The 13478-nt window shown below is 32.7% G+C and carries 10 protein-coding genes; 6 read left to right on the top strand and 4 right to left on the bottom strand.

Annotation, left to right across the window (positions count from 1 at the left end):
* The first annotated feature begins 100 nt into the window (after positions 1–100).
* The gene (locus AC0J6S_RS00150; RefSeq protein WP_474954884.1) at positions 101–1279 is read left to right on the top strand and encodes an AIR synthase related protein; all 1179 of its coding nucleotides are present in this window, start codon (positions 101–103) and stop codon (positions 1277–1279) included.
* Positions 1280–1341: 62 nt separating this feature from the next.
* Complete coding sequence (locus tag AC0J6S_RS00145; protein ID WP_474954883.1) at positions 1342–1701, top strand: hypothetical protein; 360 nt, start codon at positions 1342–1344, stop codon at positions 1699–1701.
* 203 nt (positions 1702–1904) lie between these two features.
* Here AC0J6S_RS00145 and AC0J6S_RS00140 read toward each other — a convergent pair whose 3' ends face one another.
* Entirely contained in the window at positions 1905–4733 is a 2829-nt protein-coding gene (locus AC0J6S_RS00140; RefSeq protein WP_474954882.1) for a M16 family metallopeptidase, read from the bottom strand.
* A 245-nt stretch (positions 4734–4978) separates the two neighbouring features.
* Between AC0J6S_RS00140 and AC0J6S_RS00135 the strand changes: the two genes are divergently transcribed.
* Positions 4979–5575 carry a GNAT family N-acetyltransferase gene (locus AC0J6S_RS00135; protein WP_474954881.1) on the top strand — a complete coding sequence of 199 codons (597 nt, stop codon included), beginning with the start codon at positions 4979–4981 and terminating at the stop codon, positions 5573–5575.
* 34 nt (positions 5576–5609) lie between these two features.
* On the opposite strand, the gene AC0J6S_RS00130 is transcribed toward AC0J6S_RS00135, so the two are convergent.
* Both AC0J6S_RS00130 and AC0J6S_RS00125 read right to left on the bottom strand, forming a co-directional pair.
* Positions 5610–7763 carry a PAS domain S-box protein gene (locus AC0J6S_RS00130; protein ID WP_474954880.1) on the bottom strand — a complete coding sequence of 718 codons (2154 nt, stop codon included), beginning with the start codon at positions 7761–7763 and terminating at the stop codon, positions 5610–5612.
* Between the two features lie 1043 nt (positions 7764–8806).
* Positions 8807–9250, bottom strand: a complete 444-nt coding sequence (locus AC0J6S_RS00125) for a hypothetical protein (RefSeq protein WP_474954879.1) — start codon at positions 9248–9250, stop codon at positions 8807–8809.
* 779 nt (positions 9251–10029) lie between these two features.
* Here AC0J6S_RS00125 and AC0J6S_RS00120 point away from each other — a divergent pair.
* From AC0J6S_RS00120 to AC0J6S_RS00110, 3 genes are all read left to right on the top strand, one after another.
* A complete protein-coding gene (locus AC0J6S_RS00120) occupies positions 10030–10422 on the top strand; it encodes a hypothetical protein (RefSeq protein WP_474954878.1) in 393 nt (130 codons plus the stop codon).
* Positions 10423–11066: 644 nt separating this feature from the next.
* Positions 11067–11858, top strand: a complete 792-nt coding sequence (locus tag AC0J6S_RS00115; protein ID WP_474954877.1) for a sensor histidine kinase — start codon at positions 11067–11069, stop codon at positions 11856–11858.
* A 3-nt stretch (positions 11859–11861) separates the two neighbouring features.
* Positions 11862–12530 (top strand): response regulator, encoded by a 669-nt coding sequence (locus AC0J6S_RS00110; protein WP_474954876.1) that lies wholly within the window; start codon positions 11862–11864, stop codon positions 12528–12530.
* 469 nt (positions 12531–12999) lie between these two features.
* Here the strand turns inward: AC0J6S_RS00110 and AC0J6S_RS00105 are convergent, their stop codons facing one another.
* Positions 13000–13251, bottom strand: a complete 252-nt coding sequence (locus AC0J6S_RS00105) for a hypothetical protein (RefSeq protein ID WP_474954875.1) — start codon at positions 13249–13251, stop codon at positions 13000–13002.
* Positions 13252–13478 lie beyond the last annotated feature (227 nt).

The raw sequence follows: 13478 nt of genomic DNA, 5'->3' as shown, positions 1-13478 counted from the left end.
ATCAAGAAACAGTTCTTAAACTCGATAGGCAAAACTCAAAAAAATAATTACCTTTGCCGTACAACTACCTGCCTAAAAGCAGGCTTCACAACTATACTACATGAGTTCAGATACTTCAAAAAGATATGCGCTACGCGGTGTTTCGGCATCCAAAGAAGATGTTCACAATGCAATAAAAAACATTGATAAAGGATTGTTTCCACAAGCTTTCTGCAAAATTGTTCCGGATTATTTAACGCAAGATGATGACTATTGTTTGATCATGCATGCGGACGGAGCAGGAACTAAATCCTCTTTGGCCTACATGTATTGGAAAGAAACAGGAGATATTTCCGTTTGGAAAGGTATTGCTCAAGATGCTTTAATCATGAATATTGACGATTTATTGTGCGTGGGCGCAACGGATAATATTCTGCTTTCGTCCACAATTGGAAGAAATAAAAATTTGATTACCGCCGAAGTGATTTCAGCAATTATCAATGGAACCGAAGAACTGATCAAAGAACTGGATTCTTTCGGTGTAACCATACATTCTACAGGTGGTGAAACGGCAGATGTGGGTGATATTGTTCGAACAATAATTGTAGATTCAACAGTTACAGCTCGCATGAAACGTAGTAAAGTGATCGATAATGCTAATATCAAAGCTGGCGACGTAATTGTAGGATTGGCTTCTTTTGGTCAGGCCACTTACGAGAAAAGCTATAATGGCGGTATGGGAAGCAACGGATTAACATCAGCGCGACATGATGTTTTTGGGAAATATCTGGCAACTAAATATCCCGAGAGTTTTGATGCTGCAGTTCCTGAGGAATTAATCTATTCAGGCCAAGTAAAATTGACGGATGCTGTTGAAAATTCACCAATCGATGCCGGACAATTAGTGCTGTCACCAACCAGAACCTATGCGCCAATAATCAAGAAAATTTTAGACCAATATTCTTCTAAGGAAATTCACGGAATGGTGCATTGCAGTGGAGGAGCGCAAACTAAAATTTTACATTTCGTAGAAAATTTACACATCATAAAAGAAAATTTATTTCCGGTTCCGCCATTGTTTCAGTTGATTCAGGAACAATCTAAAACGGATTGGAAAGAAATGTACCAGGTATTCAATTGTGGTCACCGTATGGAAATTTATGTTCCTGAAGCTGTAGCACAAGATATTATAGCGATTTCTAAATCATTCAATGTTGATGCTCAAATCGTAGGTAGAGTAGAAGCTGCTACTACTAAAAAACTGACTATTACCAGTGAATATGGAACTTTCGAATATTAAATAAACTTCAATTGAAGTTTATTTTCAATCTTTCAATTCTTTAATTTTTTAATTTTTTATCTATGTACGAATTGGTTTTTTGGAAATATCTTGAGGGAATTTATCTCAACCATCACTTGGTTTATGAAGCGATTATTGAAGAGCAAGCCGAAATTGAAGGTCTGGAAGAACTTCCGGTGCAAGTGATCTTAAATCGAATCGCTTCGGTATTTTCCAAATGGGAAAAAGTAGATGAGAATAGTTGGAAAAATAACACTGGAGTGGGTGCTTTTCATATCAGAACGACGCCCCAAAGTATAAAAATTGATTGTTATGGCACTGAAGGGAAAACAATGGATACTTTAGTGAATGTAATGGAAGAATTCAAATGTCCGCTGTATGACCCACAAGTTCCGGAGCGTCATGACGAAATGAATGAATAAAATTTTCAGGAGCTATCCAGCACTGCGTTGCATCCCGATCCTTCGGGACTCCCTAAAAAAAAATATTTTTCTAAATCCTGAAAGGAGCTTCCATTGGTCGCTCTTTCAGGATAAGAAAAATTATTTTTTTGCAGTCGGGATTTTCACTTCGATCTGGGCTAAAACAGTCAGTGATGTATAACCCAAATTAGTTTAAAATCAACTTATTTTATCGCTGGATTATTTAGAAGAATTGGTTCTCCAAAACCAATTTGCTCCAGCTTTTTTAACTGCGTTTCAGCATCACCCACCACTAAATAAATCATTTTATTAGCATTCAAATACTTTTCTGAAAGTTTTTTTATCGCGTCAATAGTGCTATTTTTTACAATGTTTTCCTGTTGCTTTGCGTAATCATCAGCGTAATTGTAGTTGCTGATATCATATAGCATTTCCAGTTTTGCAGAAAGAGTTTCAAATGCTCGGGCATTACTTTTTATTAAATATCCTTTCGTCACTTCAAGATCATTCTCGTTAAAGTTTTTTCCATATTCCAAAAGAATTTCTTTAATCAAACTAACGGATTCAAACGTTACATTAGAACGAACTCCACTTGCAACAGTAAATGGACCTTTGTTTACAGAACCATCAAATGACGAATTGATTCCGTAAGTATATCCTTTTCCTTCGCGCAATTGTTGCGTCAATTGTGAGGCGAAACTACCACCGCCTAAACGGTAATTCATGATTTGAACAGAATAGAAATCCTCATCAGTTGCTGCAAGGGCAGGATACCCAATTCGGATTACCGATTGTTTTGCACCGGGAACATCATAAAAATAAATTTTTGAGGAAGCTATAGTATTTGTAGTTAATGCTTTAGGAACCATAATTTTTTTAGTCTCCCAATTTTTATTTAAATCTGCTAATGAATTTGTTACGTCTGCTTTTGAAATAGCACCCACAATTTGAAAATTAGTAACTGATGGAGTAGTGTTTTTAGTATAGTAATTTTTCAAATCGGCAATTGTAATGCTATTTACAGAATTTTCGGTACCAATTCGGTTGTTCGCCAAAATCGATTCTTTACCGTAAAGTAATTTTTTGAATTCATTTCTGGCAATACTATTTGGATCTGCTTTCTGCTGCAAAATTTGGCTTAAAGTACTTTGTTTAATCAAATCAAATTCGGTACTATCCCAGCGTGGTTGTAAAATTATTTCCTGAACTAATGCCATAGTTGCAGCGTAATTTTTGGCTAAAGTATTGCCTGAAATAAATAAAGATTCATCAGTTGCATAAGCTCTTATAGTTGCTCCCAGACTTTCAATCGCATTTTCAAGTTGCTCGGGAGTTTTATTTTTGGTTCCTTTTGTCATCAGTTCCGCCAATATATTCGAAACGCCTATTTTATCTGTGTTTTCAAGTAACATTCCGCCTTTTAGTTGCAATTGAAATTGAACAAGCGGCACTTCGTGGTTTTCAATTCCTAAAACGTTTAGACCGGATGACAACTTGCTTTTCCATACAGTTGGTAATTTTACATCAGGGCTTTCTCCATAAGCCGGTTCAACAGTTCGGTCAAATTTAGAAGGTGTTTTTTCATAAGTAGCAGCAATACTGGCATCAAAGGAATCTTCTTTTCCTTCGATAATTTTTTCTTCCACAACTGCGGCTAATAATGAACCATCCAAAATTAAATTGGCCTCTCCTTTTGGAACAAAACTAGTGGCCACAAAATGTTTTCCTTTGATGTATTTTTGATACACACGCATCACATCTTCAGTAGTCACCGCAAGAATATTTTTGACATCTTGATTGATATAATCCGGAGTTCCTGCGAAAATTTCATACTGCGCCAGTTGAAATCCTTTTCCTAAAACACTGGATAAATTCGTGTAAAAAGCAGTTTCTTGTCCCGCTTTAATTCGGTTTAAATCACTTTGAGAAATTCCTTCGGCTTCAAAGTTTTTAAAAGCTTCATTGACGCCGTTTATTACGTCATTCAAATTTGTTTTTTCAAATGCCGTAACGCTCAACATATATTGACCCGCAATTTCTGAATTGTATTGGAAAACATCGGCGGCATCCGTTAATTTTTTTTCTTCTACCAAGGTTTTATATAGAGGTGCTTTTTTACCTTTGGAAAGATAGCTTGCCAAAACTTCTAACGCATAACTGTCAGGATGGTATTCGTAAACTGACGGCCATGTTAGCGTGAGTTGAGGCAATTTAGCAAAATTATCTTCGTAATATAATTTTTTAGTTGCGGTCAATATCACTGACTGCTTTTCCATTTTTGGAATTGTTTCTCCGCGTTTGATGTCTCCAAAATATTTTTCAACCCAAGCTTTAGTTTGTTTAATATCGAAATCACCGGCAATTGTCAGCGTAACATTGTTTGGTACATACCAGCGGTTATAGAAACTTTTTACATCCTCAAGCGTAGCATTTTGCAAATCTTCTAAAGAACCAATAACGTCCCAGTTATAAGGATGCGTTGCCGGATATAAATTTTTAGAGATTACTGAAAAATTATGTCCGTAAGGTCGGTTGTCATAACTCTGTCTTTTTTCATTTTTAACGACCTGCTTTTCTTTGGCTAAAACCGGCTCTGTTACCGTGTTGATGAAATAACCTAATTTATCAGCTTCAGCCCAAATCATTTTTTCTAAAGCATCTTTTGGAACTGTCTGAAAATAATTAGTACGGTCTCTGCTCGTAGAACCATTGGCACCTTCACCGCCAATACGAGCACTCATTTTATCCAGACCTCCTTTTCCTAAATTCTCTGATTCCAAGAAAAGTAAATGCTCAAACAAATGTGCAAATCCTGTACGTCCCGCTTTTTCTCTGGCAGAACCTACATGGCTGGTCAACGCAACTGCAACTACAGGGTCTGATCGGTCAATATGCAAAATAACTTGTAATCCATTTTCAAGAGTGAATTTTTCAAATTCTACTTTGAATTCTTTTGATTTTTTATTTTGGGAGTTAGAGGAAAAAGTACTAAAAAGTAGTAAAAAGAACGCTAATAACTGGATTGGTTTCATTTTTTTAATTTAGGTTCAACATTATTTTCACTGCAAAGAATATTTTTGCTTTTGACACTAAAAGTAAGAAAAAATAAAATAGTAAAACAGTAGAAAGAACGCAATTGAATCTTGGTTTGTGGCTATTGCCCAATCAACAAGGTATTTGGTAGATTTTAATCTGAGCGTAAAATAGTTTTCAGAACTAATCTAATATCGTTTATATTTGGTCGTCTTAAGTTTACAACACTAAAATGAATACCAATATGGATTTTAACTTTTCACATCCGCTAGTTTTGGAGGACGAAACCGTTTTATTGCGTTCCTTACGAGAATCAGATTTCGAAAATCTATTGGAAATTTCCATTAATGAACCGGAAACTTGGCAATATTCATTGGTACGTGCCAATGGCAGAGAAAATCTAGAAAAATACATTCAAATTGCGCTAAAAGCAAGAGAGATGAAAACCGAATTTCCCTTTATAGTTTTCGATAAAAAATCTGGAAAATATGCCGGAAGTACTCGTTTTTATGATATCAATCTTCAGTTTAAAACGTTGCAATTGGGCTATACTTGGTATGGAGAATCATTTCGGGGAACAGGACTGAACAAGCATTGTAAATATTTACTTTTGCAATATGCATTTGAAACACTTGGAATGGAGCGGGTTGAATTTCGAGCTGACAATAATAACGAGCGAAGTATTGCAGCCATGAAAAGCATAGGTTGCAAAGTGGAAGGTATATTACGCAATCACATGCCAAGTTTAGGAAGTGATGCTCGGAGGGATAGTATTATTTTAAGTATTTTAAAAAATGAATGGTTTGATGAAGTGAAAGAGAATCTGAAAAGGAGATTATAGCATAAACAATCTTTTGCAAATGTAGTTTTCAAGTTTAAAGCATTTTATCAGTATTTCCTTTTCGGAAACCAATTAATTGTCTGTATTTTGATTCGGATTCTTTCAGATCTTCTTCCATCTGTTTGTATTTACTGATGTCTTTGATGGTTACCACTGCCGCAACTACAGTGTTATTTTGATCTACTAACGGGCGACCGCTGATCAGCACTCTTTTCTTTTCCTGAGCTACTGGATTCCAAAGAATAATTTCTACATCAGTAGTCACTTCTCCGCTTAGTGCGCGCTCCATAGGTAAATTTTGGGAAGGAAAAATAGTTTTTTCATCTGGAAAATATAGCTCGAAATGATTGCTTAAATTTGTTGAAATTTCGTCGTCTTCCTCAATACCAAATATCTCGTTGGCCATATGATTGGCCATGATTATCTTTTTATCGGCATTAGCCACAATAATTCCTTCGCTGATATTTTCGACTATTAGCCGTAATTTTTCCTCATTTTCATAGAGATTTTCTATGGCTGTTTGTTGTTCGTTTTCTAACTCTACTAGCTCCGTGACATTGCGGGCAACGGAATAAAACATCCCGTTTTTAACATCAATATTACTATTCCAATCGAGCCATTTGTAAGAACCGTCTTTGCACACAAATCGTGTTCTGAAATTGACAACAGATTCTCCTTTTAAATGTCTTTGCAATATTTCGCCAGCAGTTTGTTTGTCATCAGGGTGAATTAAATCTATGAATTTAATGCGGTCCATATCATATTGATTGTAACCAAGCGTTTTTGTAAAAGCGGGATTTATTTTAATGAAATGTTCCTCTTTGGCTACTGTTAAAATATCGAAAGCCATGTCAAAAAACATATTTGCTATTTTCAACGATGCTTCATTTGCAATCAATTCTGAAACATCACGTGCAACTGCGTAAATAATTCCGGTTTGAATATCGATTGTGCTGGTCCAGTCAAACCATTTGTAGGAGCCGTCTTTTAAGCGTTCCCGAACTCTGTGAGTGACTACAGAATCACTGATTCTTAATTTTTTGACACCATCCATAAAGATTGACACGTCATCAGGATGTATGAAACTTAAAAACGGTTTGTTTAATATTTCTTGCTGATCATATCCTAAAATTCGGGTAAAGGCAGGATTGACTTTTATAAAATTCTCGTCTTTAATCACTACAAACATATCGAATGACATGTAAAAAAATGTATTGGCAACATTTAGAGCGTTTTCAATTTCTTTTTTGTCGGTGATATCACTAGCTACGGCATATAGTAATCCGCTATTCACGTCAGGAAATACGGACCAGACGAGCCATTTGATTGATCCGTCTTTACAAATATATCGGTTTTCGAATTTAATGGAGGCAGCTCCAGTCTGTAATTTTTGTACTTCTTTTTTAGTGATTTCTATATCGTCTGGATGCGTAAATTCAATAAAATTTTTGCGCAAGAGTTCTTCTTCTGAATATCCCAATGTTTTACTGACAGCCGGATTTACTTTCACAAATCTTTCCATCGATGAGATAATCATCATATCCACTGACATAGTGAAGAATTTTTCAGCCGCGGCGAACGACTCTTCCAGTTTTTTTCTTTCGGAAATATCAGTAAAAATTCCACCTATGGCATAAATCCTATTAGAAGTGTCGTATAAAGGAAACTTCACGGCAATGTAGGTATGTTTGCCGTCAGGTTGGTCAATAACTTCCTCTGTTTTTAATTCTTTCAAAGCCTTAACAACTTCAAAATCGGTATTGCGATAAGCATCTGCTACGTTTGAAGGTAGAAAATCATGATCTGTTTTGCCTATAATTTCCTGATTTGTAATTTTAAACAGAGATTCAAATTCATTATTTATCAATAAATATTCTCCATTTATTTTTTTTATGAATATTGGACTCGAAGTATTGTCTATAATAGATTGTAGTAGTTGTTTGTTTTCCAGAAGTAATTCTTGAGAACGATTTTTAGCTCGAAGTTGGGACCGAATAATAAAATAAACAACGGTCAGCAAAATAAGGGATAGAAAAATCAATGAAATTTCAATCCAATTCAATGAATTATCAAACTCTTGATTTCTATGTTTATTGATTCTTAAAATAAAAGCCCCTGCTATCGCAAAAACGACAAACAGGTTGAGGATAAATCCAATGATTATTTTTTTTTCTAATGAAATTTTCATATTCGTGCAGTATAAAAATTAAAAGAAGTCTGTTCGATATTTAGAATCGATATAAGTACTTGAAAGTTAGTGAATTAAATTGAATTAGCAAGTGCTTCAATAATAATTTTGCCAAGTAACCTATCAGGTTTTGGAAGGAAGTTGCTGTTTATAGGGAAGATATTGACACTGCCTTGAATAGGTGTGATGGCTTGTTGTTTTACATCAAATTATTTTCGATTTCTGTTGTGTCAGAAATCTATATTCTTGTCTCGTTTTTCAAAAATATTTCTGATTTCCCTAGCGCTGCAGGTGCATAACCACTAATTCATAGTCTTTAAAAATTTGCAACAATGAAAAAATAAAATAAAACCCATATTCCTATAAAAATAATCCAAGATAAACATTATTTAAATCTTTATTTAAGTCTTTTTTAATTAAAAGACGCTATAAAATCCAACCTATAAAGGCAATTACCAAGCCTATTACCATTCCAACTCTTGACATAATTTATTTATCTTATAATATGATTAATTCCTATTGTCGATTTTCGCTAACGTTTGTTCTTCTAAAACCTATAAACAAACTGTTTTTGTCTAATCACAAAGTAAGTCTATATTATTTAAAATAAAATGAAAATTATTTAAGGGAAGAAAGTTAAATGTTATTACTAAATGAAAAGGGTAAAAAAGAACATAAATCGCTCCAAAAAAGAGCATGTATAATCCTCTTGAAATTGCGAGCTAAGAATCCAACGAAACTCTAATTGTTAGTTGTAGTTTTATGTTTTATTTAGAATTCGCATATTTCGCTTTTGTTTGGGGATTCTTGATCCGTCGTTAATAACTATTGGTTTAGATAAGAAATGCAATTCTGTGTTAAATGGTTATGTCAAAACACTAAACAACATATAATTTTTGCATTCAATGCTTGCTAGGATTAATAGCACAGGCTGTTGGCAACTGGCTTTAATATTTAATTGTTAAGCAGTATTCTGTTATTCTCAGTATTACAAAACCAATAAAAGCAAGAACTAATTTAATTATCAATTTATATTTTGGCTATTAAGATTTTTCGATATTTAACAAAGACTTTATACTTTGAAAAAGGAGGTCTTTGTTTAACCATAAAATCAGTAGGGTGAAAAATTGATAAAGAATCGCTACTTTTAGAGCACCAAGATGCACTTCGAAATATACATCATGTAGTATCACATTTACAACCACAGTTGACGTGAATAGACAACCAATAATTCTAGTTTTTTTAATTAACATCAATGTTACTCCTATTATTTCAAAAAGCCCTAAAGTTATTGCATATAATTTTGAATAACCATAAAATGCCCACATCAATTCCATTCCAGTCATTTCAGAAACTGTTTTGTTGATCTCAGAAGCTCCATCAAATTGTACTAGTTGACCACCACCATAAATAAACATTGCAAACACTACAATCCAAGTAATAGCATTTTCAAATATTTCAAATTTATCTTCTCTATCGAATTTCATGGTGTATGTTTTTATTAAATGACAAAATAAAAACTGTGGGTCAATTTTTGTTAGTTTCGACAATGAATTTAATTACTTAATTTCTTTTGTAGCGGCAATATTCTTGTAATAATGAAGCTTAAATTTAGAGAAAAACCAACGAGTGTGATCCTTATCGGATTGATTTTTAAACCTAATTAACTAATTCTACATAATGAGGTTATTAGGTGGTTTGAAGGATTAAGTAAAGTAATTATAAGGTTAATTTAATTTTACTCTTTATGATTAGGTTTCGTTTCGAGATTTTGACTTTGTCGATAGGTTGGCTATTTGTAAAAGTTTGGTGTTTTTTCTGCTAAATTTTGGGTTTGCAGTAATTATATTGTAAAACGGTAAATCCAATAAACCAAGTAGTAAAAAAAAGAATTTGAAAATCTTGCTTTAGCATGACACTTTCTGTTATCTTGAATATAATTTTTAAAAATCCACACTTTGGATTTACAATCAACTTAAAATTTTTTAGTGTTCTCTTGGGTGCCTGTCCTGTATACACTGATCTAGAACTTGATATAAAATTACATCGCAATGTGTTTTATGATTTCGTATATTCTGTAGAAATTTTAAACTAAAAATATAAAGTAACTTTAAAAAGTATAGTTATTGATTAATTCACTGAGTATTAAAAATCTTTTATGATTTTGGCTTTTTGATTTTAAATACACATCTAGTTTTGTTAAAACAATAAAATATAGTAGTTTAGCTTTTAGATTTTAAATCAATTTGACTAAAAAATAGTACGTATGTCGGAGCAAACTACCTCGGAATTGCAAACTCAAGGAAAATCGATCAATGCTATTCCATTAAGAACGGCGCAAAAATGGGCCAAACGTTGGACTAAACGAGAAGGTAATTATAATAAACACCATCATGTCAATGCTTTTTTAATACCAAAAGTAGATTTACTAGAAGTTTTAGCAGAAGGAGTAGATGCCGTAAGAGCTTATATTGGAGTGGATGATGCCGGTACTGAAAAATTAATGATCGTAGGGACAAAATTCAATCCGGAAACAGGAATTTATGTAGATATGATTTCTAAAACTCTAGGAAATTCAACAGGAGGAGAAGATAATATATACGATTTTACAGAGCCTTGCCCGCCAGCGAGTGATCCTGAAAGTCCATTAAATTTCTAATTGGTAATGTGGAGTTTATTTGCAAATATTGGGTATTTAATTTTATTTCTTAACCTAATTCTGTTTATTAAAGGCGCCCGAAATTACGGGAAAGCATACTCAATTTTTACATGGTATCTTGGTGTAATTTTTTTAATCCAAATTACTTCAATGACCTTGAAAAAATTTAATATTAATAACTTATTTCTCTCGCATTTTTATTTTATTGGTCAGTTTATACTTCTGAGTCTTTTTTATATAAATATTTTAAAAGGAGAATTACAAAAAAAAATAGTGAAAGTTTGTTTAATCATAGTCTTAATGTCTTTAGCAGTACAATATGTGAATGACTTTTCATTGTTTTTAAAATTTAATCTTTTCGAAATATTCATCACTTCCTTATTATTGATTCTATATGCCACTTTTCATTTTTATAATATGTTGAATGAAAAAAAAGAGTTTTATTTCATTAATATGGGTGTTTTATTCTATTTGTTTGGCAGTACAATTTTGTTTTTGGTAGGGAATCTGACAATTGTTTTAAGTCCAAAAATGAATAAAATTACATGGATTTTGAATAGCATATTGTATATCTTATATCAGATTTTTATATTGGTAGAATGGAAAAAAAGTTTTTCTAAAAAAAGAGAATTTAAAACAATTTTATGAAAGTCAATACACTGCAGGAAAGTGAAATAATTGAAATCATAGTGTATAGTTTTGTCGCTTTCCTTCTGATGGGATTGGTTTTGATATTGTTTTTTTATTTTTCAAGGAAGAAAATTATCCAGAAGGAATTAGAAAAAAAGGATTTAGAAATTCAGTATCAAAAAGAGCTTTTAAGTGCCGTAATTATCACTCAGGAAGAGGAACGCAAGCGTATTGCACAAGATTTGCATGATGATATCAGTTCTAAACTGAATATCGTTTCGTTAAACTCTCACTTGTTGACCACACCTAATTTATCTCAAAACGAGATTCATGAGATTACAGCAAACATTATCAACCTAACCGGGAAAGCTTTAGATAATTCAAGAAAAATTGCACACGGTTTGTTGCCTCCCGTTTTAGAAAAATTTGGACTTCATGCAGGAGTCGAAGAATTATGTTTGGAATTTAGCAGTTCCAAAGCCGTGAAAGTAAATTATGAAAACAAAACTGCATTTGATATCAGAGACATTGATAAACATTTGCATGTTTTTAGAATTTTGCAAGAATTGATGAATAATTCGCTTCGGCATGGAAAAGCTACTGTTATTGCAGTCCTTTTTGAGGAAAAAAATGGAATCAAAAACTGTTATTATTCAGATAACGGAATTGGTTTTGAAATGAAATCCGACGAAAATCAAAAAGGTCTCGGAATGAAAAATATAGAAAGTAGAATCGCTTTTTTGAATGGTAAATTGACCTTGGAATCGGCATTAAACAAAGGAATTTCGGTAGTTTTTAATTTTTAAAAAATGAGCAAAACTATAAAAATTATATTGGTGGATGACGAGATTCTTTTTAGAAAAGGAATTTCATTTTTATTGGGTCGCGAACCAAATATTGACATCATTTTTGAAGCGTCAAACGGGGATGAATTGATTTCTTTTCTCCAAAATAATAAAAATAATCATCCGGATATTATCATCATGGACTTGAAAATGCCTGGAATTAATGGTGTTGAAGCAACTAAGATTATTCATGTGGATTTTCCAAAATTAAAAATCATAGCACTAACCAGTTACGATTCAAAGTCTTTTGTTGCCAATATGATTGCTGTAGGTGCGGTTTCGTATTTGATAAAAAATGCAACCCCGCAAGAATTGATTATAACTATAAATGAAGTTGCTGAAAAAGGTTTTTACTACACGGATTATGTCATGAAAATTATTCAGGATGATGTCTTGACTGCTAAAAAAACAAAGAGCGCATTAGATAATAATTTTTTGACAGCTCGTGAATTTGAAGTATTAAAACTGATTTGTTCGCAAAAAAGTACGGCTGAAATTGCCGAAAAGCTGTTTATAAGTCCAAGAACGGTAGAAGGTCATCGCAATAATTTATTGTTGAAAACAGAATCCAGGAATATTGCTGGTTTGGTGGTTTATGCTGTTCAGAATGAAATTATGGATTTTGAAGTTTAATTTTTTTTGAAAATTTGGTTAATTGCTTGAGGAACGGCAATTGTGATGCATTAGTAATTGTTCTTTATTTTGCAGAGTTTTTGAACTGAAGTGCATACCCTTTCAAGTCTTTTTTTAAACTTGTTTGATATAGTTTTTTAACAGAGCGCATACCTCCAAAATCCCGATATTAAGAGAATAAAAATTTTGATGTTCGGATTAATTTTAATTTTGGATCAAATTCAGTTTCAGATTGAATGAAATTGGGGGTAATTTGGCCAAGTTGGTTTTCAATTATTTCACTTTCATAATAATCAATGCTAGCTTTTTCTAAAGCGATGCTGTGTAAAGCAAAATGGATTCTGTAATCCAACTCTTGTCCGAAAACATTTTTATAAAATCAGAATAAAATGAATTCGTAAGATAACCAAATCCCATTTTTAAATTTGAATTTCCTTAAAATCGAATATTCAATATCGGGTAATAACAATTAAGAACGAGCAATTTTTATTCTTTTTAAGTTGAAAATTGAGGTGTTGTCAGTAGATTCTTTTGAAATAATGAGATAATACGCATTGTAGATATTTATCCAAAAGGTTTTTCTCAAATCATCACTATCCAGACTTTTCTCTAGTTTTGCTGCCCGGATATAGAAAAGTTGTCTTCTCAGCAAGCTTGAATCGCCATCTATTTTTGCAGCGACGATAATTTTTTCTGATAAAGCGGTATAATAATTTCTCAAAAAATTGTATTTTTTGAGAATGATTCTCATCCGTTACAGGCTAAGATGTTGGTAGCAAAGCATGTAAAAAGTTATAATTAGGATTACTAATAAACACAATCCTATTTTTTTTATTAAATTCAGAAGATTGAACGGATCATTACTTTCGTTTGGATTCATGATTAAATTTTTCATTTTGGTTTATTAAAGGATATATGCGAATTTATAAATAAGAAGTAATTTGGCTA

The sequence above is a fragment of the Flavobacterium sp. TS_SC_5 genome (genome assembly GCF_056156265.1).
This window is presented reverse-complemented; position numbering and strand designations above follow the sequence as displayed.

Bases quoted from the DNA above. Each gene is read 5' to 3' on its own strand.
- AC0J6S_RS00150 (WP_474954884.1), top strand. From the start codon at position 101: ATGAGTTCAGATACTTCAAAAAGATATGCGCTACGCGGTGTTTCGGCA.
- AC0J6S_RS00145 (WP_474954883.1), top strand. From the start codon at position 1,342: ATGTACGAATTGGTTTTTTGGAAATATCTTGAGGGAATTTATCTCAAC.
- AC0J6S_RS00140 (WP_474954882.1), bottom strand. From the start codon at position 4,733: ATGAAACCAATCCAGTTATTAGCGTTCTTTTTACTACTTTTTAGTACT.
- AC0J6S_RS00135 (WP_474954881.1), top strand. From the start codon at position 4,979: ATGGATTTTAACTTTTCACATCCGCTAGTTTTGGAGGACGAAACCGTT.
- AC0J6S_RS00130 (WP_474954880.1), bottom strand. From the start codon at position 7,763: ATGAAAATTTCATTAGAAAAAAAAATAATCATTGGATTTATCCTCAAC.
- AC0J6S_RS00125 (WP_474954879.1), bottom strand. From the start codon at position 9,250: ATGAAATTCGATAGAGAAGATAAATTTGAAATATTTGAAAATGCTATT.
- AC0J6S_RS00120 (WP_474954878.1), top strand. From the start codon at position 10,030: ATGTCGGAGCAAACTACCTCGGAATTGCAAACTCAAGGAAAATCGATC.
- AC0J6S_RS00115 (WP_474954877.1), top strand. From the start codon at position 11,067: ATGAAAGTCAATACACTGCAGGAAAGTGAAATAATTGAAATCATAGTG.
- AC0J6S_RS00110 (WP_474954876.1), top strand. From the start codon at position 11,862: ATGAGCAAAACTATAAAAATTATATTGGTGGATGACGAGATTCTTTTT.